Origin of the sequence: uncultured Thermanaerothrix sp. (genome assembly GCF_938028735.1) — a bacterium.
GTDB lineage: Bacteria > Chloroflexota > Anaerolineae > Anaerolineales > Anaerolineaceae > Thermanaerothrix.
On the sequence record NZ_CALIMF010000011.1, the window covers coordinates 74425 to 98553 of the forward strand.

Annotated in this window: 20 protein-coding genes and 1 tRNA gene; 11 read left to right on the plus strand and 10 right to left on the minus strand. The window is 58.6% G+C overall.

Annotated features, from left to right (window positions below):
• Positions 1 to 14 precede the first annotated feature (14 nt).
• The 5 genes from Q0721_RS06160 to Q0721_RS06180 are packed head-to-tail and all read right to left on the minus strand — an operon-like array spanning position 15 to position 5869.
• Positions 15 to 1262 carry a PrsW family glutamic-type intramembrane protease gene (locus Q0721_RS06160; RefSeq protein ID WP_299026966.1) on the minus strand — a complete coding sequence of 416 codons (1248 nt, stop codon included), beginning with the start codon at positions 1260 to 1262 and terminating at the stop codon, positions 15 to 17.
• Complete coding sequence (locus Q0721_RS06165) at positions 1259 to 2497, minus strand: peptidylprolyl isomerase (RefSeq protein WP_299026970.1); 1239 nt, start codon at positions 2495 to 2497, stop codon at positions 1259 to 1261. The genes Q0721_RS06160 and Q0721_RS06165 overlap by 4 nt, the downstream gene beginning before the upstream one ends.
• A complete protein-coding gene (gene tmk, locus Q0721_RS06170) occupies positions 2494 to 3153 on the minus strand; it encodes a dTMP kinase (protein WP_299026973.1) in 660 nt (219 codons plus the stop codon). Before tmk ends, Q0721_RS06165 begins: the two co-directional genes overlap by 4 nt.
• 31 nt (positions 3154 to 3184) lie before the next feature.
• Positions 3185 to 4813: a R3H domain-containing nucleic acid-binding protein gene (locus Q0721_RS06175; RefSeq protein WP_299026974.1), complete on the minus strand. Its 1629-nt coding sequence runs from the start codon at positions 4811 to 4813 to the stop codon at positions 3185 to 3187.
• Positions 4814 to 4822: 9 nt separating this feature from the next.
• Positions 4823 to 5869: a hypothetical protein gene (locus Q0721_RS06180; protein WP_299026977.1), complete on the minus strand. Its 1047-nt coding sequence runs from the start codon at positions 5867 to 5869 to the stop codon at positions 4823 to 4825.
• 133 nt (positions 5870 to 6002) lie between these two features.
• Here Q0721_RS06180 and Q0721_RS06185 point away from each other — a divergent pair, with 133 nt between their 5' ends.
• Together Q0721_RS06185 and Q0721_RS06190 are read left to right on the plus strand one after the other, a co-directional pair.
• Positions 6003 to 6605 carry a MerR family transcriptional regulator gene (locus Q0721_RS06185; RefSeq protein ID WP_299026980.1) on the plus strand — a complete coding sequence of 201 codons (603 nt, stop codon included), beginning with the start codon at positions 6003 to 6005 and terminating at the stop codon, positions 6603 to 6605.
• A gap of 48 nt (positions 6606 to 6653) precedes the next feature.
• Positions 6654 to 7904 carry a VWA domain-containing protein gene (locus Q0721_RS06190; RefSeq protein ID WP_299026983.1) on the plus strand — a complete coding sequence of 417 codons (1251 nt, stop codon included), beginning with the start codon at positions 6654 to 6656 and terminating at the stop codon, positions 7902 to 7904.
• Positions 7905 to 8132: 228 nt separating this feature from the next.
• On the opposite strand, the gene ychF is transcribed toward Q0721_RS06190, so the two are convergent.
• A complete protein-coding gene (ychF, locus tag Q0721_RS06195; protein WP_299026986.1) occupies positions 8133 to 9200 on the minus strand; it encodes a redox-regulated ATPase YchF in 1068 nt (355 codons plus the stop codon).
• A gap of 55 nt (positions 9201 to 9255) precedes the next feature.
• Here ychF and Q0721_RS06200 point away from each other — a divergent pair.
• The 8 genes from Q0721_RS06200 (at position 9256) to Q0721_RS06235 (ending at position 17718) form a co-directional block, all read left to right on the plus strand.
• Positions 9256 to 9340: transfer RNA gene (locus Q0721_RS06200), tRNA-Leu, on the plus strand.
• Positions 9341 to 9504: 164 nt separating this feature from the next.
• The gene (locus tag Q0721_RS06205; RefSeq protein WP_299026989.1) at positions 9505 to 10563 is read left to right on the plus strand and encodes an ABC transporter ATP-binding protein; all 1059 of its coding nucleotides are present in this window, start codon (positions 9505 to 9507) and stop codon (positions 10561 to 10563) included.
• Positions 10560 to 11060, plus strand: coding sequence for a DUF402 domain-containing protein (locus Q0721_RS06210; protein ID WP_299026992.1), 501 nt, complete (start codon positions 10560 to 10562; stop codon positions 11058 to 11060). Before Q0721_RS06205 ends, Q0721_RS06210 begins: the two co-directional genes overlap by 4 nt.
• Before the next feature lie 253 nt (positions 11061 to 11313).
• Complete coding sequence (locus Q0721_RS06215; protein ID WP_299026994.1) at positions 11314 to 13383, plus strand: ABC transporter substrate-binding protein; 2070 nt, start codon at positions 11314 to 11316, stop codon at positions 13381 to 13383.
• Between the two features lie 213 nt (positions 13384 to 13596).
• Positions 13597 to 14751 carry an ABC transporter permease gene (locus Q0721_RS06220; protein WP_299026997.1) on the plus strand — a complete coding sequence of 385 codons (1155 nt, stop codon included), beginning with the start codon at positions 13597 to 13599 and terminating at the stop codon, positions 14749 to 14751.
• Positions 14752 to 14763: 12 nt separating this feature from the next.
• The gene (locus Q0721_RS06225) at positions 14764 to 15720 is read left to right on the plus strand and encodes an ABC transporter permease (protein WP_299027000.1); all 957 of its coding nucleotides are present in this window, start codon (positions 14764 to 14766) and stop codon (positions 15718 to 15720) included.
• 16 nt (positions 15721 to 15736) lie between these two features.
• On the plus strand, positions 15737 to 16723 hold the full coding sequence (locus Q0721_RS06230; RefSeq protein WP_299027004.1) for an ABC transporter ATP-binding protein: 987 nt from the start codon (positions 15737 to 15739) through the stop codon (positions 16721 to 16723).
• Positions 16720 to 17718, plus strand: a complete 999-nt coding sequence (locus tag Q0721_RS06235; protein WP_299027007.1) for an oligopeptide/dipeptide ABC transporter ATP-binding protein — start codon at positions 16720 to 16722, stop codon at positions 17716 to 17718. Before Q0721_RS06230 ends, Q0721_RS06235 begins: the two co-directional genes overlap by 4 nt.
• Before the next feature lie 77 nt (positions 17719 to 17795).
• On the opposite strand, the gene Q0721_RS06240 is transcribed toward Q0721_RS06235, so the two are convergent.
• On the minus strand, positions 17796 to 18356 hold the full coding sequence (locus Q0721_RS06240; RefSeq protein WP_299027010.1) for a GNAT family N-acetyltransferase: 561 nt from the start codon (positions 18354 to 18356) through the stop codon (positions 17796 to 17798).
• Between the two features lie 149 nt (positions 18357 to 18505).
• On the opposite strand from Q0721_RS06240, the gene Q0721_RS06245 reads away from it, so the two are divergent.
• Positions 18506 to 19894: a Gfo/Idh/MocA family oxidoreductase gene (locus Q0721_RS06245; RefSeq protein WP_299027013.1), complete on the plus strand. Its 1389-nt coding sequence runs from the start codon at positions 18506 to 18508 to the stop codon at positions 19892 to 19894.
• A gap of 6 nt (positions 19895 to 19900) precedes the next feature.
• Here the strand turns inward: Q0721_RS06245 and galE are convergent, their stop codons facing one another.
• The 3 genes from galE to Q0721_RS06260 form a co-directional block, all read right to left on the minus strand.
• Positions 19901 to 20983: a UDP-glucose 4-epimerase GalE gene (gene galE / locus Q0721_RS06250; RefSeq protein WP_299027016.1), complete on the minus strand. Its 1083-nt coding sequence runs from the start codon at positions 20981 to 20983 to the stop codon at positions 19901 to 19903.
• 66 nt (positions 20984 to 21049) lie between these two features.
• The gene (locus Q0721_RS06255; protein WP_299027019.1) at positions 21050 to 23080 is read right to left on the minus strand and encodes a hypothetical protein; all 2031 of its coding nucleotides are present in this window, start codon (positions 23078 to 23080) and stop codon (positions 21050 to 21052) included.
• Positions 23058 to 24104 carry a glycosyltransferase family 2 protein gene (locus Q0721_RS06260; RefSeq protein ID WP_299027021.1) on the minus strand — a complete coding sequence of 349 codons (1047 nt, stop codon included), beginning with the start codon at positions 24102 to 24104 and terminating at the stop codon, positions 23058 to 23060. The genes Q0721_RS06255 and Q0721_RS06260 overlap by 23 nt, the downstream gene beginning before the upstream one ends.
• Between the last annotated feature and the right edge of the window lie 25 nt (positions 24105 to 24129).

Genomic DNA, 24129 nt, shown 5'->3' on the forward strand with positions numbered 1-24129 from the left:
TCCCTTGAAAAAAATCATTCGGTCGCGGGAGGCAACCCCGCTCTGCCCGCCACTGCCTCGCGGCGGAAATGCCGGTTGGCGGCAAGGATAAAAACGAAGTTAAGGGCCGCCAGTATCCCCAGGATGATGGGGGCCAGCGCACTCAGATGGGCCAATTGCGAGGTGGCGCTCGGCGGTACCGGGAAAAGCGTCCCAATTCCCATCAACAGACCGAACGCATTCCATAGGCCATGTAAACATACAGCCAGCAGGTAGGCACCCAGCACACGCCAGGAACTGCGCCCCTGCCAGGCACTGGCCAGGCTCCAACCCACGAGGCCAGTTGTGGTCATATGAAGCAGGCCTGTACCCACCCGCCCCACCAGCGTGGGCAGGCTGCCCAGCCCGGCCACGCCGCTCAGCGCACTCAGATTCTCCAACAGGGCAAAGCAAGCACCGGCCAGCAGCCCAATTAGGTATCCTTGTGCTGGGGTGATCTGGCGCCCCGCGAAGGTCCACACTGCCAATGGTTTGAAAAGTTCCTCGATCAGCGGAATGGCCCCCGCAACGAGGAGCAGGAGCAAACTGAGCACCTCAGGCTGAGCAAATACGTCCTGAAGATAGGTTTCCAACACCCGTGGGTCCACCGTCTCCAGAGTACGTACCAAATCCTGCAATTGCTGGGCCAGTTCAGGCCGAGCTGCCACCCAGACGAACGCGCCCACCGCCAGGACCAGGAACAGTCCCACCTCTACCACCAGGATCAGCGGCATGGTGATCACTAGGCTGGTGCTGATCACCCCCCACGCGTCGCTCTCCCAGTCCAGCGCTAGGCCGTGTGCCCCTAGATACAAGAACCATAGCAAGGGGAGCAAAGCGCTCAGCACGATCAAAGGAGGTAAAATCAGCCAGGCTGCCGGTGCTGTTTCCAGAACACCGTACAACCCCACCAGTAGCGGCCAAGCCAGCACACCCAGCGTGAGCCAGGGCAACCCGCGCCCCAGAGGTTGCATGGGGCGCGTGCGTCCCCGCCAGGCACGGTAGGCGTGGATCACCCCTGGTAGGCACAGCAGCGCGACCAACAACGCCGTCGCGGCCAGACTCAACGCGCTGGTCGCCTGTTGAGTGCTCCCCGTCTCCCCGGCTAGCAAGGCGAGCAACCCCAAAAACGCCAACAGCGCTGCACCACCTAAACCCAACAGTGTTCCCAGGCTGCTAAAGACCAGGAAGAGCACCGATTGCCATGCCGGAGGCGCCGATGAGCCAGAGGACGACTGCATCATTTCTCTTCGATAGTGATACTGAGGATCTTATCACCCGGTGGGAGATCGCCCTGGCTTTGATCAGGATCACGTGGGGTCAGGGCTTTGAGCACATCCATCCCGGCAATCACCTCGCCGAAAATGGGGTAATTGCCATCTAAATTCGGCAGGGCTTGATAGGTAATAAAGAACTGGCTGCCGTTGGTGTTAGGGCCGGCATTGGCCATGCCCACCACCCCCGGCCGGTCATATTTGAGATTAGCGTCCATCTCATCCCGGAACTGATAGCCTGGCCCGCCCAAGCCCGTACCTGTTGGATCACCGGTTTGGGCAACGAAATCCGGGATCACTCGGTGAAACGTCACCCCGTTGTACCACCCATTGCGCGCCAGGAAGACAAAGTTGTTGACCGTGAAGGGGGCTTTATCCGCATAAAGGCGGATGACAATATCGCCTTTCTCAGTTTTAAGGGTGGCGGTATATTGTTTGGTCGGGTTGATGACCGTGGGTGGGCATTGTTTGTACTGACGATCGCGGAGTTTATGCAGTTCCAGAATCAGGTTAAGGGTCTGCGCATCGTAGGGCACGCGGTCAGTAGGGGTGAAAACCAGTTGGTCATCGAGGAAAATGAAGAGCGAGGGCGTGCCACTGAGCCCGATATTCAATGCCTCCTGAGTGGCTTTTTTGACCTTATCCACAACGGCGGTGCTTTTCATATCCTTAGCCAGACGTTGGGTATCCAGCCCCAGCGAGGCTGCCTGCTGTACAATCCAGGTTTCAAATTCGGTCGGCGTCTGTGCTGCCCAGGCTTGCTGCTGTTCAAACAAGAAGTCGTGCAGCTCCCAGAATTTACCTTGTAGAGCCGCTGCCTCGGCAACCTGGGCCGCCAGTTGGGCTTTGTCGTGGATATTCAGCGGAAAATGGCGAAAAACAACCCGGACTTCCTTGGGGTGCTGAGCCTCAAAATTTTTGAGAAAACCCGCCGCCAGACTGCAATAGGGGCATTGGAAATCGCTGTATTCGAGAATGGTCACCCGCGCCCGATCGGCACCGCGGCTGTAATCCTGCGCAGTAATTGGCGGCAATTTCAGGTCCGTCGGATTTTTAGGACTTGGAAACAGGTCCACCACCCGACAGTCGGTTGGGGACGCCGCCTCGGTGGGGACGCTGGTTGGGGTGGGGGTGGATGTTGGCGTGGCGGGCGCACAGGCGCTAATGACCACGCTGAAAAGGATTAGCCAGAGTAATTTCCTCATGCAAAGGGGTCCTTTCTTTCAGCCGGAGTTGCGGAGGCGGGGTGAGGGCGCATGCGTTCCATTACAACCTGTCGCAGGGTTGATTGTACCACTGCTACCGGTTGCGAGGCATCCACCACGTACCAACGGTGAGGTTCCTGGCGTGCTAATTCCAAGTAGCCCTGACGCACCCGGCGATGGAAATCCAGATCGTAGGCGTCCAGGCGGTTCCACTGCCCGGCCCGCCGCCGTCGCTGCAGCCCCACTTCCGGGTCTATATCCAGCAACAGCGTCAAATCAGGGACCAGGCCGCCAGTGGCAAAGGCCAGCAGAGCACGCAAGGTTTCCAGATTAACGCCGTGCCCGTAGCCTTGGTAGGCCAAGGTGGAATCGGCATAGCGATCGCACAACACAACATGGCCCTGTGCCAGCGCCGGGCGGATCACCTCTTCCACCAGTTGCGCCCGCGCCGCCAGGAAGAGCAGGATCTCGGTGCGCGGGTGCATAGCCGCGTTTTGCAGGTCGGTCAGAATCGCCCGCACTTGATCCCCGATGCTGGTGCCGCCAGGTTCACGCGTGGCTAGGACGGTATAACCTTGTTGGCGCAGGAACTTGGCCAGTTCCTGCGCCTGGGTCGTCTTGCCGCTGCCCTCCGGTCCTTCCAGAGTGATGAACATCCTCGCGTATTCCTAAGGTTGACCGAAAGGCTTAATCGCGGAAAATGCGCACCCGGCGGTTGGGCTCCTTACCGTAAGAATGCGAGACCAGGTTATACTGCCGGGCCATCTGGTGCTGGAAACGGCGCACCTCTGCCGAAGCGGGGGGTAAGTCCACATAGCGCTGTCCGTTCAGCACACTTTGAATGGCGATCTGGGTCTGCGCCGCCACAACTTCCCACTCCGCCGGCGTATTTTCTGGGGTTAGGTTAAAGATCTCCACTAGCGACTGCTCCATTTGGTTGATCGTGTTAGCGCGCAACACGTAAATCGGCATTTGCCGCTCCTCAGCCACCACCACCGGCTGCTGGCGGGAGCGGTAATAGGTGCGCAGGGTCATCAGCACATCTGCCTCTTCCAGAGTAGGCACCACGATGGCTGGCACGCCCAGGCGCTTAGCAGCCTGGAGCAGGCGATTGCGCGCTACCCCATAGGGGTAAATGCGAATACTTGGCAGCGGGGTAGGGGTAGGCGGCGAGGCCGGCTCGTACTCCGGCACAGATGGCGAAGCCGAAGGTGTCGCCGGGGGGCGCGTTCCGCGGCCGGTGGCCGGCGCATATTCACTGGCATTGCCAAACGCACGTCGCAACCCGCTCGGCAGAGCGCGCGGCATGGCTGGCGCGGCTGGGCGTTCAATGTGAATTTCGCCATTTTCATCGCGGTAGCGCACTTCCGGTGGCATGGGATACCCGCGCAGCAGGGCATCCACGGCGGCCGCTACATCGGGGTGCACATGCAGACGATTACGCTCCTGAATCTCGATCAGCACGTCAAAGGTGGGCGGGGAGCGACGTTCCAGCACCGTCTTCTGCGTCCCGCGGCGGCGTGCCTCCTCATCCGAAAGTGTCACCGACTCAACCCCCCCCACCAGATCGGAAAGGGTCGGGTTGAGCAACAGATTTTCGAGGGTACGCCCATGAGCAGTGGCTACCAGTTGTACACCGCGCTCAGCAATGGTACGAGCAGCCTGGGCCTCCAGTTCACGCCCGATTTCGTCAATGATGATCACCTCGGGGTTGTGGTTTTCCACCGCCTCGATCATCACCTCGTGCTGGAGCGAGGGCGTGGGCACTTGCATACGCCGCGCCTTGCCCACGGCTGGGTGCGGCACATCACCATCCCCACCAATTTCGTTCGAGGTGTCCACAATGACCACACGCGCCTTCTCGGCCAGAATGCGCGCCGCCTCGCGCAGCATGGTGGTCTTGCCTACACCAGGACGCCCAAGCAGCAAGATGCTCTTGCCCGATTCGATGAGGTCCTGGATAATATCAATGGTGCCATAAACGGCACGCCCCACACGGCAGGTCAGCCCCACAATGTAACCCTTGCGGTTACGAATGGCCGAGATGCGGTGCAGCGTGCGCTCGAGGCCAGCGCGGTTATCAGCATCGAACTCGCCCACCCGTGAAACCACGGTTTGAATATCTTCGTGGGTGACTTCTTGCTCCAGCAAAACCACCTCACGATCCACAAAGCGCGCCATGGGAGGCCGCCCGAGGTCAAGGATAATCTCCAGTAAATTATCGCTATCGTCCACGCGCACCACGGCTTCAGCGACCCGAGGCGGCAGGACATCCAGCAAGGCTTGCAAGTCATCAGTAATTCGCAGTTGTGTCATAGTCGTTCATCACCTGTTGATTCGTTCCAAAAGGTTTTCACTTTTATTGTAATAGGTTTTGCTTGGTGTGATGATTTCCGTCACACGTTGGAGAGGCGCAGGGCGCATTTCCTTGGGCAGGGGGCCGATCAGCGCGGGTTGGCGGTTATCACGCCCCGCCCTGGCAGGTGCCCACACTGCTGTTCGCTGCGTCACCGTCAGGTAGCGCACCATCAGAGCCTGCTGGCGGTAGAGCTCACCTTGCAGGTCGGCTAACGCATCCTCCAACCACGCCTGATAAGAGCGCACCGCCACATATACCGGCCGCCCCAGCGAGAAATGCAACCCGCGCAAGTAGGCCTGCAGCACCTCCGCTGGCCGCTGTACATCCGGGTGAAAGAGCGGGAAGAGCAGAATCCCGCGTGGCCCAAAGTGGGCTTCCATGTAGGCCAGGATTTCGCCCTCCTGCTGAAAGACCATGCCCGCCAAAGCACGCTCGGCGAGGGGTTCGGCCCGTTGCACCAGCGGCGGCGTCAGCGCCTGATACAAACTGCGGATGGCAAACTCATCCAGCCCGGTAGTCGGCAACCAATCGCCTTGACCATTGCCCGTCTGGGGCGAGCCCATCAATCGCCAGATGCGTTGCCACGCGTACACGGCAAAACCGCTGTGGCGCAACCCCTCAAACAGGGGGCTTTCTTCATCCACTGCCGCCAGCAGCCCCAGCCCCCCCTGCTGTCCTACCTGCCGCGCCAGTTCCTCGATCAGGAATGGCACTAGGGTGATTTGACCCGAGGTAGCCGGCAGGATAAAGGTCATCTGACCCAAACTACCCCCGTTGCGCAGACTGGCCTGCCCCACCAGCGCGGGTTTGCCATCGCCGGCTTGCAGAACGGCTGTCAAGGCATTCTCTTCCAGCCGTAGGTGACGTAGAGCTACCCAGAATCCCAACGGCTGGCCACGCGTCAGCGCCAGGATACTATCCAGACACGCAATCTGATGACGGTAGCGATATAAGGTTAATAGATCAGCCCAGTTAAACGGTCGCGCCTTTATTGTGCCAACTCCAAGTTTCACACCAAAGCGCCGCTTTTTCTGGCATTGATTTTACCACGACCTGGCAGTATGGACAATAGCAATAGAACAATAGTTCTACTTGCAAAATTGCATATTGACATTGTTACGTAAAACTGTTATAATGAAACCAAACATGAACGAACCCGGAGCACGCACCTACACTCTCCAGGAATTGGCCGAACGCTGTGGCGTGACGCCGCGTACGATCCGCTTCTACACCGAAGAGGGCCTGCTCCCACCGCCGTTGCAAGAAGGACGCCTCGGGCTCTATACCGATGAACACGTCGAGCGGTTGGAATTGATCCGCCAACTCAAAGCGGCCTTCCTTCCCCTGCGCGAGATTCACCGCCTGGTCAATTCGCTGAGCAGCGTTGAAATTCGCACACTCCTGGAGTCACTGCCCCGCGCATCCCGTGAAACCGCCTCACCTGCAGAGGCCGGAGATCAAACAGCAGGACAAAGCGCTCTGGATTATATTCGTTCCCTGCAAAGGGGGGTAAACCGAGAAGAAAAGCCACTGGATTCACCTCCACCTTACGATGAGGCTCACACTGTGCTGTTGCGCAAGGCGCGCCAGGAACAATTGGCGCCCGATGACGAGGAATTTGCCCGTTGGCAACGCATTACCATCGTCCCGGGTTTGGAGATTCACATCCGCGAATCGAACGATTACCACTTCGTCTCACGCGTACGTCAGATCCTGGAGTTTGCCCGCCGTCTATTTCGTTCGGAGTAACCAAACTAACCTGCTCCAAAAATAAATACATAGAAAGGGGAAGTTCCCATGTCAATGTCACCTCTACACCTTCATGTTGAGGGCGACCAGGCCCTTATTGACCGTGCAGCCCCTACCCAGCGTGTGGTTGAGGTTGTGCTTAAGGCCCCCGAGAGTTTGAACAACGCGCAGCAACGCACCCCGCTGAACCTGGCGTTGGTGCTTGATCGTAGCGGTTCCATGCACGGGGAAAAACTAGATTACGTTAAGCGCGCCGCGGCCTTCCTGGTGGAAGTACTTCAACCCGAAGACCAACTGGCGCTAGTAGTCTACGACGATAAAGTAAATGTCCTTAGCCCTGGTCGCCCGCTGACACCAGCGCAACGCCAATACCTGATGGCGGCTATCCGCCATGTTGAGAGTGGAGGTTCGACTAACCTGGGCGGGGGCTGGCTGACCGGATGCGAAATGGTGGCTCAAGCCGCCACCCAGGCGCATCTCAACCGTGTGTTGTTGCTGACTGACGGGCTGGCCAATGTAGGCCTCGTCGATCCCGAGGAACTGGCCCACCATGCGCGTGAACTAGCACAACGCGGAATTTCCACCTCAACCTTTGGGGTTGGGTTGGACTTCAACGAGCATCTACTGGAGCGCATGGCTACCGAAGGCGATGGCAACTTTCATTTCATTGAAGCACCTCAGGACATTCCGCACCTTTTTGCCCGCGAATTCAAGGAAATGGTCAAGATCACTGCCCGTGAGATTGAACTCACACTGGAGATTCCAAACGGAGTGGAGATCAAGGTTTATGGCGGCTGGCGACACTCGCGTGAGGATGGACGTTTGCGCCTGGCCGTAGGTAGCCTGGCAGCGGGGCGCACCCAGGAAATCTATCTGGAAGTCACGACGCCGCCCGCTGCTGGCGCCACTGATCTCCGCTTGGCCTTTTTGGCGCGCGCACGCGACGAAGCAAACGGTCTCCTGGAGTCTCGCACAGATCTAAGGTTAACCTATGCCAGCCGGGAGGAGATAGCAGCGGAACCACGCAACCAGGCTTTGTTGGCCCGTTTTGCTAAAGTAGCGTTGGCCGATGCCAGCCTAGAAGCCCTGCGCTTAGAGCGCGAGGGGCGACGACGCGAGGCAGGGAGTGTTTTGCTGAATCGTCTTAACCAGGTAGGGGACGCGGTAGATTCACAAACACGGGCCGAGTACGAACGATTCATTCAACGCGCCGAGGAGGGCCTGGAAGAGGACGAGCGCAAGCGAGCACTGCACCAGCGCCATGTGGAACGCCGCCGGCGCGAGGACTGGAATGATTGAGCACAGGATGACCACTGGTGCACAGCGATGAGGGGGCGCTGTGTTTGAGTTGAAGGATCGTTCAGGGGATCACCCTTGAGCGATCCTTCACGTTTCTTTCTAAGGATTAGGCCGCCTAAGCCCCTGTGGGCTCAAAAGCAGTGGGGGTAACAAAATTCAAGGGAAACCAGCGTGGGTTACCCCCAATCTCTCCTTATAATCGCAAGGTGCCTCCGGGGTTTTGCCACGCTAACTGCTAAAGCGGATGGTCAGGATATCGCCATCCTGCACCACATACTCCTTGCCCTCCAGGCGCAGTTTACCTTTGGCGCGCGCCTCACTCATCCCGCCTAGCGCTATCAGGTCTTCATAACTGATAACCTCGGCGCGGATAAAACCTTTCTGCATATCCGTGTGGATTTCGCCCGCCGCTTCGGGTGCTGTGGCGCCGCGGCGTACCGTCCAGGCACGCACCTCATCCGGACCGACTGTAAAGAACGATTGCAACCCCAGCAACTCATACGAAAGACGAATGACCTTGTTGAGACCAGGTTCGCTCAAGCCGTAGGCCTGCATGAATTCCGCGGCCTCCGCGGGGGGTAACTGAGCCAGATCCATTTCTAATTTCCCCTGCAACTCCACCACCCGACTGCGCCGATGGGGGTAATTAACCTCAGGGGCGGCCTGTCCCTCGGCCAGGTTGAGCACGATGAGCATGGGTTTGCGGGTAAGGAAACCAAACCCCGCAAGTACATGCTCCTCCTCAGCGCTGAGATCGAGATCGCGCAGGGGGATCTCGGCGCTGAGAGCCTGATGCAGGCGCTCAAACAACGCCATCTCCCGTTCCAAGCTACCTTTATCCCGCGCTCCTTTACGTCGTTCCTCGTTGAGGCGTTCCAGTTTGCGCTCAACGGCAATCAGGTCATTGAGGATGAATTCGCTTTCCATAACCTCAACATCGCGCTGGGGATCCACGCTCCCCAAGGGGTGAGGCAGTGCTTCATCCTCAAAGCAGCGCACGACCTGGATGAAACCATCCATTTGGGTTAACTGATTCAACAACGGCCCTGGTAAGCCGCTCTGGCTGCGTGTCCCCTCAATCCCCGCGATATCCACGTAGGTCACCTTAGCATAAATTACCTTCTTAGGATTGAACATCGCTGCCAGGCGATCTACGCGTGGGTCTGGCACGTCCACTACTGCGGTATGCATAGCGACCTTGCCGGCAGAGAGTCCAGTAGGCTGGTGCCCACGGGTGAGGGCGTTGAAAATGGTAGTCTTGCCCGATTGAGGGAGCCCAATAATTCCCAGGCGCATGATTAATATCCCTTGACCCTGAAACGAGTTCTCATTATACTAAGAAACACAATCAGCCGAAGTGGCGGAACAGGCAGACGCGCACGACTCAAAATCGTGTCCCGAAAGGGGTGTGGGTTCGACTCCCACCTTCGGCACCAGCCTCTAAAGCATCTTTTCAACCCTATCCGGCGCCGGTTGCGGCGCCTTTTTCATTGCCGGGTCAAATTATAACACGCCTGATGAAACCCCAAATGCCGCCCCCGCGGAGTTTTATGGTAGGATATAAGACGACGCATCCCGAGACAGGTGTGAGGCCTAAGCGATGCTCCAAGTCCGCAACATCTGGAAGTCCTACGAAGGCCAGCCTCTACTTTGTGGGATCTCGTTCCAGGTTCAGGCCGGTGAAACAGTGTGCTTGCTGGGCCCCTCGGGCAGTGGCAAGAGCACGCTCCTGCGCATCATCGCCGGACTAGAACTCCCCGAACAAGGGCAGGTCCTGTGGGAGGGAATGGATCTGGCTGGGGTGGCGGTGCATCAGCGCCGCTTTGGACTGATGTTTCAGGATTACGCCCTTTTTCCACACCGCACTGTAGCCGAGAATGTGGCGTTTGGTTTGCGCATGCAGGGGCTACCCCGCGCAGAGATTGCCCGGCGCGTGGAAGAAGCCCTCGCCCGTGTCAATCTGCGCGAATTTGCTCACCGCCGCGTGACTGATCTTTCGGGGGGTGAGCAGCAGCGGGTGGCGCTGGCACGTGCGCTGGCACCGCGACCTCGTCTGCTGATGCTGGATGAACCCCTCGGCGCGCTAGATCGCGCCTTGCGTGAACAACTCAGCGAGTTTCTGCGCACCTTACTGCATGAAAGCGGCATTCCGACCATTTATGTGACGCATGATCAGGAAGAGGCTTTCGCCATTGCGGATCACCTGATTCTGTTGCACGAGGGACGGGTGGTGCAAGAGGGCCCCCCCGATGCCGTTTACGCCCACCCGGCCACCCCCTGGGTGGCGCGCTTCCTCGGTCTGACCAACCTGCTCCCCGCGCGGGTGCAGAGTGTTGCGCCCCTACGCCTAGAAACCCCTCTCGGGATATTGGAAGCCGCGCCCGAGACACCGGCGCCGTCCTGGCAGATCGGGCAGAGGGTCACCGCCTTGCTCCGCCCCGGCGCCGCCCGCCCGGCTCCCCCAGACGCGGTCGCCCCCAACTGCATCGAGGGCGTAGTGGAAGATGTCACTTTTCGGGGGGAGGGCTATCGTCTGATGCTGCGCACCCAAACTGGGTTGCGCTTGAGTTTTACCCTCGACCATGCCACCCAACCCGGCACCGCGCTGACCCTCAGCCTAGACCCAACCGGCATCCTGGCCCTGGAGGCCGAAGCATGAATGCCCCAGAGTGGGTGTGGGTGATCAAAAAAGACCTGCACGGGCGCGAGGTATGGCGTTACCGCGGGCGGGTGCTGGAGCGACAGCCGCAGGGGGTGCTTCTGGAAGCCTTCTTCGACCGCGCCGAGATGCCCTTCTTCGGCATTGTCCTGCGCCCAGGGGATCGCTTCCTCGAGGCCTACTTCAGCGATCGCTGGTACAACATTTTTGAAATTCATGATCGCAACGGCGACGCGCTGAAAGCCTGGTACGCCAACATCACCCGCCCGGCTGAAATCGGCACGGAAACCATCACCTATGTGGATCTGGCGCTGGATCTGCTGATTTACCCCGACGGGCAGCACAAGGTACTGGATGAGGAGGAGTTCGCTGCCCTACCGCTGAACCGGGAGGAGCGCCTGCAGGCACTCGCAGCGCTGGGAGAGTTGCAAACCCTCGCTACCTCGCCGCAGGCCCTCGCCCACCTAAGCGGGTTGCGCCGCCTGTTCCGCGCCTGAGATGTATCTACAAGTGATCCCATTTGTGTTTTTCTTGACGTCGACTTTCGGTTTATGCTATACTTTTCTTGCCCATTGTGGGCATGGCAAGGCTGGAGAAGCCCAAATGGACTGGAAGACCACCGGCTCACTTCCCTTTCTGTACTTTGGGACTGAACCGGTAGGCTGTCGAGAGGGCAGTCCGGGGTTTCCCCATGCCGTTTTGTTAAGTAAGTCCCCATAACCCAACCCCTATTTAAGGAGGAGAAACAAAATGAAGCGTCACCTGTTGTTTGTTTTCAGCCTGCTGCTCATCGCGAGCATGGTGCTGGCTGCGTGCGCCCAGGCCACGCCGACGCAACCCCCGGCTGGAGCCACGCAACCACCCGCCCAGGAGCAGCCCACCCAACCCCCAGCAGAGCAACCTACCCAGCCCACCACCGGGCGGGCACCGGTCATCCGCTTTGCCACGCTGGAGGACATGACTACCACCAACGTGTGGGCGCTTTACGATGATGTGGGCGCCTCGTATTGGAACTACATCATCCAGAGTTATCACTGGCCTACGCTGTTCACCCTCTCGGATCAGCGCTTTGACTTCATCCCCGCCTTGGCCGCTGATTTCCCGAGCGAGTTCACCCAAGAGGGCGACCTTTATGTGGCTACGGTGAAACTCAAAGACGGTCTCGTGTGGAGCGATGGTAGCCCAGTCACCGCCGAGGATGTGGCCTTCACCGTCAACACCGTCCTCAAGTTCAAATTAGGTCTCAACTGGCAGTCCGGCTACAACCCCGATTACCTGGTTAAGGCTGAGGCAGTGGATCCGCTGACGGTAAAGTACTACTACAACCAAATTCCAGGCCTCTCGCTGTGGCAGTATGGAGCCTTAATGACCCCCTTCGTGAACAAGGCCTACTGGGAGCCCAAGATCGCCGACGCCCTGGCGATCGTGAACAGCGATGAGTACAAAGCCCTTGAGCAGCAAGTCGCCGACCTGGAGAAGGCGGTCAAGGAAGGCACCGCCACCCAGGAAGAACTGGATGCCAAGAAGGGCGAACTGGATGCGAAACTCAAAGAAGCGGTGGATATCCTGCACAAGTTGGATAACAAAGGTGAACCTACCTTCGGTGCCTGGCGGCTGGAGAAGTGGGAAGTAGGCGCCTTCGCCGAGAACCGTGTCAACGAAAAGAACTTTTTCATCGGCACCGTCGTTGAGGAATATGCTAACGGCGCCTACCGCGAGTACAAAGAGGACGGCTCTTACGAATTTGTCGCCTACGGCAAGCCCGAGGGTGAGAAGGTGCTCGAGTACAAGAGCGGTCCATACTTCGATAGCGCGCTCTACACGCTCTACGGCAACCCGGATGCAGCCGTGCTGGCCCTGCGCAACAACGATGTGGACTTCCTGCTCAACCCCAGCGGCCTGCAAAAGGGCTTCGTAGATCAGTTGAAGGAAGATCCCAACATCACCATTGTCGAGAACAAGCAGAACGGCTTCCGCTATCTGGCCTTCAACCAGAACCGCTCTTACTTCAAGGGCGAGGCCGGGAAAGCCTTGCGCCAGGCGATTGCCTGCATGATTGACCTGGACTTCCTGACCCAGCGCGTCCTCCAAGGCGCAGTGCTGCCGGTGTACACGCTGGTGCCCGAGGGTAACGGTTTCTGGCACAACCCCGATGTCCCCAAGTGGTGCTCGGGTGACGACACCAAGACCCGTATGGAGAAGGCAGTGCAGATCCTCAAGGATGCCGGCTTTACTTGGGAGAAGGAACCCACCTGGAACCCAGCCCGCGGTGGTTCGGTGGAATACGGCCAGGGGCTGAAACTGCCCAATGGCGAGAAGTTCCCCGAGGTGAAACTGCTGGCGCCTTCCGCGGGTTACGACCCCTTGCGCGCGACCACGGGCGTCTACATCGAGCAGTGGATGCGCCAGTTGGGTATCCCGGCCACGGCCGAGTTGACCAACTTCAACAACATCCTCACCGCGGTCTACGACACGGGTGATTACGACATGTTCATCCTCGGCTGGGGCTTGAGCATCTACCCCGATTACATCTGCACCTTCTTTGACAGCGGCGTGCCCTCCAACCCCTACGGCTATGAGAGCGCGGCGTTGAAAGAGAAGTGCGATGCCTTCCTGCTCGAAAGCGACATTGATAAGGCCAAGGATCTGGCGTTCGAGATTCAGAACATCTTGGCCACCGAGTTGCCCTACATTACCCTCTTCACCAACCCGATCTATGATGCCTTCCGCAACCTCGAGTACCCCTACACCGAGGTGCTGGATGGTATCGGCTCCGGGCTCTACGGCGGGCCCACCATCGCTAAACCCGCCGCCCAATAGCCCGCAGGCGCCACTAGATGCGGTAACTCACGAGGTTGAGGGGACACCCCCCTCAACCTCACTTTTTAGCCGCAACGGCGTAAATGTACGATCATCTTGGGTCAAAAATCATCCGTTTTGACTGATATTTGTTACCCACAGCCAGGGTGACATGTCATTAAGGTTATGATAAGATTACGTCACTTGGTATCTAATCCACGCTGAGGAGTTGGGATGCTCAAGTATATCGCCAACCGCCTGTTACAGATTGTAGTCACCCTCTTTATCTTCTTTGCGTTGACGTACTTCATCTTAGATGCCCAGCCCGGCGACATCACCCTCCAGTACGTCAACAATCCCAAATTCACCAAGGAGCAGCGCGAAGCCCTGCGCCGCCGCTTGGGGTTGGATAAACCCGCCTACGTGCGCTTCTTCCAGTGGATGGGTAACACGCTGCGTGGCGATTTGGGTGAATCCTACCAATACCGCAAGCCGGTTATGGACGTCTTGTTAGAGCGCGCCCCGCGCACGATTTTCCTCTTCCTCACCGCCACCCTGATCGAGTTCTTTGTGGGGTACTGGCTGGGAAGGGTGTTAGCCTGGCAACGCGGTACCGGTCTGGAATATGGGATCACAGTGGTAGGAGCCTTCTTCTACACAGTTTTCACGCCCTGGTTCGCGCTAATGATGATTTACCTCTTTGGGTTCACCCTCAAATGGTTCCCCATTGGGAAATTCCTGGATGTCAATCTCTGGCGTACCGCTCCCAAAGGCCTGACGGCCAACCAAATCTTTATCAACCTGCTTGTGACTATGACCCTCCTGGCAGTCGCCCTAGTGGTGGTGTACTACCTCACCCGCCGCATGAACCCCTATCGGGCGTCATTGATTCGCTGGAGCGCTTTGATCGGCGGCGCTGCCATTGCAGTGGGCTACTGGGCCGCCTCGCCGGTGGCGAAATACGCGGGTGATATTCTCTATCACATGGCACTGCCGATCATCGTACTGACCCTGATCAACTTCTCTGGCACCATGTTGCTCACCCGCACCACCATGCTGGAGACGTTGCGTGAAGACTACATCATGGCAGCCCGGGCCAAGGGCCTGCCCGAGCGGGTGGTGCGCGATAAACACGCCGCGCGCAATGCCGTTCTGCCGGTCTTCACCAGTCTGATCATCTCCTTGCCTTTCATCCTCGGCGGCGGCATCATTACCGAAACCGTCTTCTCCTGGGAAGGCTTAGGCTTGACTTTGCTCACCGCTTCGACCACGGGGGATATTCCCCTGGTCATGGGGTCCTTCCTGTTCATCGGGACACTGGCCCTGCTGGCCCACTTGGTGGCCGACGTTGCCTACGCCTTCCTAGATCCGCGCATCCGTTATGCCTGAGGGAGTCGCATCATGACCACTGCACCTGCCGAAACCGCTTTTCACATTCAGGAACCGCTGTGGAAAATCCGCCTGCGCATCGCATGGAAAGGACTGAAGCAGAGCTGGGCACTCTTTACCGAGAACAAAATCGGTCTAATAGGGTTGGGGATTATCCTCTTCTTCGGGTTGATGGCCCTGGCTCATCCCATCCTGATGCACACCGTCTGGGAACCCAATATCTACGATCCCTTCATTGGCAACGACCCCACCATTCTGCAGCACCCCTCTCCACCTTCAGCGCGTCACCTGTTAGGTACCGACCCCGTCGGGCGCGATGTGCTCAGCCAATTAATGTACAGCACACAGTCGGAATTCATCCTGGGCCTGCTGGCCGCTCTGGTCACTGTGACCATCGCCACGTCGGTGGGCGCCATCTCGGCTTACTTTGGTGGCGCGCTGGATGCCTTCTTCATGCGCCTGGCCGACCTGATCAACATTCTGCCCTTCATCGCCCTCCTAGTGGTCCTGACCGCCTTTTTTGACTTTGGGATGATTGAACTGGCGCTGCTGATCGGAATTCTTTCCGGCTTTGGTGGCACCACGATCATCTTCAAAGCCCAGGCACTGACCATTAAAGTCAAGCCGTACATTGAGGCGGCCAAGGTGGCCGGGGGAAGCGACCTGCACATCATCTTCCGCCACATTGTCCCCAACCTGATGCCTTTGGCTTTCCTCAACATGATGTTCACCGTCACGGGGGCAATCTTCTCTGAAGCGGCCCTGTCTTTCTTTGGCCTGCTCAACCTGCGCATGTCCTGGGGGATTATGATCAACACCACCCAAGCCGCAGGTTACCTCCTGGGCGGTTGGAAATATTGGTACTTGATCGTTCCGCCGGGCCTGGCGATTACCCTCCTGTGCAGTGCCTTCTACCTGGTAGGGCGTGCGCTGGATGAAGTCGTTAACCCGCGCCTGCGCCGGCGCTAAACCCGAGGATAGACCTATGGCAGAAAAACCCTTGCTTTCGGTTCGCAACCTCACCATGATCTACAAGACGCGCAAAGGCCCGGTCTCGGCCATTGACGACGTCTCCTTTGACTTGAAGCGAGGCGAGTCCCTCGGCCTGGTCGGCGAATCGGGCTGCGGGAAGACCTCAGTGGCTATGGCGCTCTTGCGTTTGCTGCCCGACAATGCGCAAATCACCGGCGGGCAGATCCTGCTGGATGGGACAGACCTAACTCAACTCAGCGAAGACGAGATGCAGCACGTGCGCTGGAAGCGCATCTCGATGGTCTTCCAGGCGGCGATGAATGCGCTTGATCCGGTGTATAAAGTGGGCGATCAGATCATCGAAGCCATTGAACGCCACGAGCGCGATATTGATCCAGCAGAGGCACGCAGGCGGGTAGAAGCCCTCTTCAAACTGGTGGGGATTGACCCCAAGATGGCCGATCGTTATCCCCACGAATTCAGTGGCGGGATGCGCCAACGCGCCATTATCGCTATGGCCCTGGCCTGCAACCCCGACCTGATCATCGCCGATGAGCCCACCACCGCGCTGGATGTGATTGTCCAGGATCAGGTATTGCGCGAGTTGCGCCAGGTACAAAAGCAAATGGGCATGAGCATGATCTACATCTCCCACGATATCGCGGTGATTGCTGAGGTGGCCGAGCGCATTGCGATCATGTATGCTGGGCGCTTATGCGAATTGGCCGACGCTGTGGAGATCTTCAAGCGCCCGCGCCACCCCTACACGGTGGCTTTGATGTCGGCCTTCCCCAGCATTGTCGGCGAGAAGCGACCGCTGGTTGCTTTGGGCGGGGAGCCCCCGGACCTGCTCTTCCCACCGCCAGGGTGTCGCTTCCATCCGCGTTGCCCCCGCGCCCTGGATATTTGCAAACAGCAACAACCCCCCTTTGAAGATATCGGTGGCGGCCACTACCTGGCCTGCTGGAATCCTGCTCCGATGGTGGAGGTGCAATCATGACCCCCAACGGCATCCCTCTAGTACAGGTCACAGGCCTCAAGAAGTACTATCCGGTGGGGGGCAACATCTTCAACCCCGGCAAATTCAAGGTCCACGCGGTGGATGATATTTCCTTCACTATCCTTGCTGGCAAATCGCTGGGCCTGGTTGGCGAATCGGGTTGCGGAAAAACCACCACTGGCAAGTTACTCACCCGCCTGATTGATCCCACTGATGGCAAGATTCTCATCGCTGATGAGAAAAATAACCTGGTGGATCTAGCCACCCTCAGAGGTAAAGAACTGAAGCGCTTCCGCCGGCGGGTGCAAATGATCTTCCAGGATCCCTATGAATCGCTCAACCCGCGCCTGACCATTTTTGACATCGTGGCCGAGCCGCTGGCGGTCCAAGGCATTGGGAGCGTGCTGGACCGCGAGGTCATGGTGGCTAAAATGTTGGAGCAGGTGGGGCTGACCCCGGCCACCTCGTTCATGTTCCGCTATCCCCATGAACTCTCAGGTGGGCAGCGCCAGCGCGTGGCGATTGCCCGCGCCCTGGTGATCAATCCCAGTTTCGTGGTTGCCGATGAGCCTACTTCCATGCTGGATGTCTCTATTCGCACAGGCGTTATGAACCTGATGATGGACTTGGCTCAGCAACTGGAGGTGAGTTATCTCTACATCACCCACGATCTGGCCGTTGCGCGCTATACCAGCGATATGCTGGCCGTGATGTACATGGGCAAGATTGTCGAATACGGGCCCACCGAAGAGGTGCTGCATCACCCGCTGCACCCCTATACGCGCGCCCTGATCTCAGCTGTGCCGGTGCCCGATCCGACCTTCAAACGCGGCACCCCAGAGATTAAGGGGAGTATCAGCAAGCCCATTAACCCGGTGCCACGCTGCCGCTTCTTCGAACGCTGCCCCATCGCTGCCAAAGTCTGTGAAGATAACGATCACCCACCCCTGGAAGACAAAGGCGGGGGGCATCAAGTGGCGTGCTATCGGGTGTAGGTGAGGCATTTCTCACCGTATAGACTTGAGCGCCGGGCCATTCGACCCGGCGTTGTGTTTTAGGCCAAGGCTCGGGGTCAAGGGGCAACGGACAGTATCCATGAGGGCAGGTCGGCCCATCCATAGCCGACCTCAACTAGGGAAGTACCGCCGATCGTGAGGGTCTGCTCACGCACCGGCTGTCCGCCCAGGCGCGCATAAAACGCGCGGGCCGGTGTGTTCTCAGCCAGGACCCAAATCAACATCGAGGTCAGCCCATGTTGGAGTAGGGCCTGCGCCGAGGCCACGACCAACCGTGTGCCGATGCCGTGGCGCTGGAAAGCCGGGAGCACGTAGAGCGCATAGATTTCACCCCGATAAATTGCATCGCCGCTCCGTTCTGGCCCCCCACTGGCAAATCCCACGATGCGGCCCGCCTTTTCGGCGACCCACCAAAAACTCCCTGGACGCGGCTGGGCGATCCACTCGCGGATTTGCCGCGCATCCTTGGCAACGGAGAGTTGTGCCAGGACACTAGCCGGGAGGAGACCGGCATAGGCGGCACGCCAGGTATCCACATGCACCTGAGCAATGCCCCATGCATCGGCGGGGGTTGCCAGGCGAATATCCAATGGGTCTAAGCAGCGGTCATTTTCCATGAGATGCCTCAAGCGTATCCGAACCAAAGGACTCAATACCATTCCTGCGTGACTTCGGTTTCGATTATATAATCAGTTGTGCCACGCATGAAGGTGGTCGTGAACGTATCCCTACCCCTTAACCTTACCGCGGAAAGGAGCCCCTGATCATGCCCTCTCAACCCGTCACGGCAGTGCTCATCGGCGCCGGACAGCGCGGCGCCGAGGCTTACGCGCCCTACGCCCTACAGCACCCGGATCAGTTACGCTTTGTGGCAGTGGCTGAGCCCGATCCGCAACGCCGCGCGCGTTTTGCCGCTCAGCACAACATTCCCCATGCACGTCAATACTCAACCTGGGAAGACCTGCTGGATGAGCCTCAGATGGCCGACGCCGCGCTGATCTGCACGCAGGATGCGCTGCACACGGCCCCAGCCCTGGCGGCCCTGCGCGCCGGCTACCACATCTTGCTGGAAAAGCCCCTGGCGCCGCGCCTAGAAGAATGTGAGGCGATTGTCACGACCAGTGAAGCGTTGGGGCGGCAGTTGCATGTGGGGCATGTGATGCGCTATACCCGGCACTACCAATTGTTGCGTGAGATCGTGCAATCGGGCGTCTTGGGCGAAGTGGTGGATGTGGACCATCGCGAAAATGTGGCATTCTGGCACATGGTGCACTCTTACGTCCGCGGTAACTGGCGCAACAGCGCCCTCTCCAGCCCAATGATCCTGGCCAAATGTTGCCATGACCTGGATATGTTACCCTGGGTGCTGGGGCAGCGCTGCCAGCGCCTGTATAGCGTGGGTAATCTCCTGCACTTCCGCGCGGAAAATGCACCCCCCGGTGCACCCGAGCGCTGCCTGGATGGCTGTCCGGCCGCACAAACCTGCCCCTACTACGCCCCCTATCTTTACCTGGAGATGAAACCCTTCTGGCACAATTATGCCGAGACGGCGCCGCGTGGCTTTGCCCGTTGGGCAACCCGGCAGTGGGTGGAACATCCCTGGCTGGTGCGCTTACTCAGCGCGGTTTATCCTGATCTGCGCCAAATTACCGACTACCGCGGTTGGCCGCTGACAGTGCTTGCTCTTGATCCTACGCCTGAGAACCTCCTTGCAGCGCTTCGGACGGGGCCCTATGGGCGCTGCGTTTACCACTGTGATAACGATGTTGTGGATCATCAGGTGGTGAGTATGCTCTTCAGCGCCGGCAGCACAGTGACGCTGACCATGCATGGGCACTCCCATGTCGAGCATCGTTCAACTCGCATAGAAGGGACGCGGGGGCGTTTGCTGGCGATGCTGGGCAATGGCGGTGGGTGGATTCAAGTGGAAGAACATCGCACGCTGACGCGCCGCACCTACGATACTAGCCCACCCGCGGGCCAGGGACACGGCGGCGGTGATATGGGATTGATGGCGCACTTTGTGACCTGCGTGCGCGCCGGCGGCAACCCGCCCGAGGTGCGTCAGACCGCCCGCGAGGCGCTGGAGAGCCACCGCCTGGCTTTCGCCGCTGAGGAATCACGCCTGACCGGGCGCGTCTTTAACTTTGAGTAAGACGCCTTACGCGTGCACCTGACCATGATCTGAAGCCGGTGCCTCCACCCCAGGGAACGTATTTTTCGCCACGGTTGAACCTGTGTTTAGGACTTGCTGGCGGACCTCTGCCCATCGCAAGGCGTCGCGGATGCCGTCTTCAATCGAAAGACGCGCTTTCCACCCCAGCAGACGCTCGGCGGTATCTGCGTTGGCGTAAGAGCCGGCAATATCACCGGGACGCGGCGGGGCTTCCCGCACCGGGATGGAGTGCCCAATCACCTTTTGGAAGGCCTCCAGCAGTTCACGCACGGTAACGCCGCGGCCCGTCCCCAGGTTGATCACCAGATAACGATCCGGTGGATTGCCCGCCCGCTCGAAAACAGCATCAAAATCCAGCACTGCCGCCAGATGCGCCTGGGCCAAATCCCACACATGGATGTAATCACGAATACCGGTACCATCGCGGGTGGGCCAGTTCGTGCCGGTGATTTCAAAGTAAGGGTACTTGCCCAATGCCGTATCCACCATTCGTCCTAAGACGTGGGTGGGATTTTCAACATGGATCCCACTGCGCATTTGGGGGTCGGCGCCGATGGGGTTGAAGTAGCGCAGGGCAATGCCGTACATGCCATAACTGACACAGTAGTCGCGTAGTACCATCTCCATCATGTATTTGGTGCGCGCGTAGGGACTGGAAGGCTTGAGTGGCGAGTCCTCGCGCACCATGAACCCTGGCACCACGTCGTACAACGAGGCCGAGGAACTGAACACCACCCGCTTGCAGCCCAAGCGTTGCAGGTGATAAAAGAACTCAATGGACTTACCCACGTTCTCGCGGTAATATTCGTAGGGTTTCTCCATGGACTCAGGGACGACGATCAGCGCTGCGCAGTGAATGGCGGCGTGAATGTCGGGATGGTCCTGAAAAATGCGCTCCAAAAGGGCCACATCGGCGATATCGCCGTGGTAAAAAAGGCGTCCGCGGGTGAACTCCACCCGCCCGGTGGAAAGGTTATCCAGGATGATGGGGGTGTGGCCGGCATCCAGCAGGGCCGAGCAGATGGTACTCCCAATGTAACCGGCGCCGCCGCTGACCAGAATCTTCATACGCCTCCTTGAAGAGAAAAATGCTCATATGGGTGTGATTATAGACGATTTTTGCCCAGGCTCCAACTACGGACACATCATTTCCTGGCGCAGGGTCGTGTAGGCGCGGTCGCGCTCCGGGCTGGGCGCGGTCTCACGCAGCAGGCGCTGCCACACACGGCACACCACCCCGTGCATGGTCGGAGCCACGCGCGCGGCTTCCAGACTCTGGGCTAACGCATGCTCCCAGTCACCCACATGGGCATACCCTTCAATAAAGGGCAAGCGCTCAGCAGGATCGTTGGGGTAGTCACCCAGGGCCAAAGCGGTTTCCGCCAAGCGTACTACCGCCTCCCAGTCTTGACGCTGGCGGGCCAAATCGGCGTGCTCGTAATAGTAACACCAGCCGTGTACTGGTTCCGGGGCATAGAAAGCGGGCAGGGTCGGCGGACCGGCCTGAGACTCGATGAGATCCGGGGTGCTCAATTGTGCAGCCACCCGGCGCAAGCGGGGGGGCAAAAACAGGTTGTCGGCCTCCAGCGCGGGATCGATCACCCGCAAGCAGGCCGGTGGTTGGTAGAAGAGCACCAGCACCTGATCTGTCGTGCCACGAAACGTTGCAGCAAGATAATCAAGATCTATCGGTTGATGCAAAATGCCCGCCTGGAGAGGCAGGTAGGTGCGGCGCACATCCAGGTCTATCAGCAGATAGTCCATCTGCGGGGTGCGGTTTTCGGGAGCGTAGAGCCAGTTCAAAGGCGCGGTTAGGGAGTTGTCACTGTAGTGCCTCAGGGGTAATCCCTGCACAACGAGCGTGGTGCCGGGCTTGAGATCAGGAATGCGCCAGGCCATCTGCCAAAAGAAGGCGCGTTGGGTGTCCCAGTCCTGCCGATATTCACCCGCATTCTGGGTCTGAAAAGCCGCCGCCAACCCAAGAGTGATCACCAAGACGACCGATCCCCAGACTGCCGGCAGGAGGCGCGCCAGACCCACTAACACGCAAGCCGCGCCGAGCATAAAAGGCAATGTAAAGCGATCATATGGGAAACCCAGTCGGATCGGCAAATCGGTTAACCAGAACGGCCAACCCGCCAGGAGCAGGCTGGCCCCACCCAGCATCAGCAGCGGACGCGCTTCTGCCCACCGCATCCGCAGGCTGCCCACCTCCCCAAGGGACCAGCGCCAACGTACCAGCCAGGAGAACAATCCCAGGGCTGCTCCTAGGACGCCCAGAGTGAAGAGGAGCGTACGCGGGCCTAATGCTGGTAACATTGCCAGACGGGTTAATGGTTGGAACCAGGCTGCTACACTGGTCAGCAAGATGTCGTGAAGCATGCGCCCCAACAACGGCATCAACACCGCCAAGGGCTGGAGGATCAGGGATTGCAACAAGTGAGGCTGGTAATTATAGGTCTGATATGGGAAGAAAAAAGCCCGCCAAAGGGCAACGCCTGTAAAGAGGACAAAATACGGCAGACTATGATACAAAACGTGGCGCCATCGTTGAGCACCTGCGGTTTTCAATGTCTGGGCCAGCAGGAACGGGCGCACCAAATCCAGCAGGAAGAAGTACTCCATGCTCAGCAGGTTAACCGCGCTCAGCCCCAGGCCAAGCAAATGCCAGCCCCAGCTATAAGAAGGAGAATGTGCCGCCCGAGTCATGGCATAAAGCGATGCCAAAAAGGCTGTTAAAACGATGAAAAAGTGGCTGTACACGATGCTAATGGGTTGCTGACCAAAGCCGGGGTAAAGGCTGAAGGCCAGAACCATCCAGGCCGCATCTGCCGAGCGCTGCGGCCAAACCTGCCGCCAGGTCAGCCACACCCCAAGACCGGCCAGCCAGCGCCAGAAAAGCGCATAGAGGTGCCACTGCCAGGGCATTGTGCCCAGAAAGGTCATTGAGATTTGGTAAAACATCCCCCAAAAGGGACGGTTCGTGGAAAAATAGCGGTGTAACCCTTCGGGGCCGTAAGTTTTGGCGATCCACAGGATCGGCAAATCGTCCCAGTAGAATCCCAGCCAGGGCAGGAAGGGGCCATAGGCCAGGAGGAGGATCCCAGCCAGCCACAGGGGAAAGGGAAGCGCACGCAGTGATTCAATGAGGCGTCGGTGGCGCATCAGGGGTATGCTCCGATTCCGCATCCGGGGAGAAGGTGATAACCCGTCGGACAAAATAGATGGGGCGCTGCTTAACCTCCTGGAAGATGTACCCCACGTACAAGCCGATAATTCCCAGCATGATCATCAGAGAACCACCCACAAAGAGCAAAACGAACATGAGCGAAGACCAACCCGGGGCCAAACTGGCCTGACGCCCAGTCAACCAGAAACTGAGTACATAGAGGGCTTCCAGCAGAGCCAGGAGCAAGAAGACGCCTCCCAAGGAGATACCGAGGTACAAGGGAACCAACGAGAAAGAGAAAATGGCATTAAACGCTAGGCGCAGCATTTTCTGCAGAGAATAATGCGAATGCCCACCTAGGCGCGGAGCGGGAGCATAAGGCAAGATCACCGTTCGAAAGCCCATCCAGCCGACCATGCCGCGTAGGAAACGGTGGTATTCGCGCATTTGGCGCAGGGCTTCGAGCGCCCGGCAATGGAGCAGGCGGAAATCCGCAACCCCGGGCGGGATGGGGGTAGAAGCAATGCGATTGAGCAGGTAGTAGAAAGCCGCCGAGGTCCAACGCTTGAACCAGCCCGCGCGCTGGGGCTCTTGCCGTTGGGCCAGCACGACCTCATAGCCTTGGGCCGCCAGCGCTAGCATCTCAGGGATCAGTTCAGGAGGATGCTCACCATCACCGTCCATGCTAATCACCCACTCGGCCTCGGCTCGATCCAGACCCGCAGTCAGGGCAGCCTGGTGACCGAAATTGCGGCTCAACTCCAGCACGGTGACCCGCAAATCCGTCTGCGCCACCGCCTCAAGCGCAGCCTGCGTGCCATCAGTGGAACCATCATTGATGTAAATGATGGAAAAAGTGTAAGGAAGCGCATCAATGACCTTGCGCAGGCGCTGGTGAAACGCCGTCACCACGTCTTCCTCGTTGAAAACCGGGATGACAATGGCCACTTGGGGAGATCGGGGAGCGAAATGGAATTCCAATGCCCTGACCGTTAGAATTTTTGTTTGGGATCTTTGCATACGAAGTATATCAAAAAACCACTTG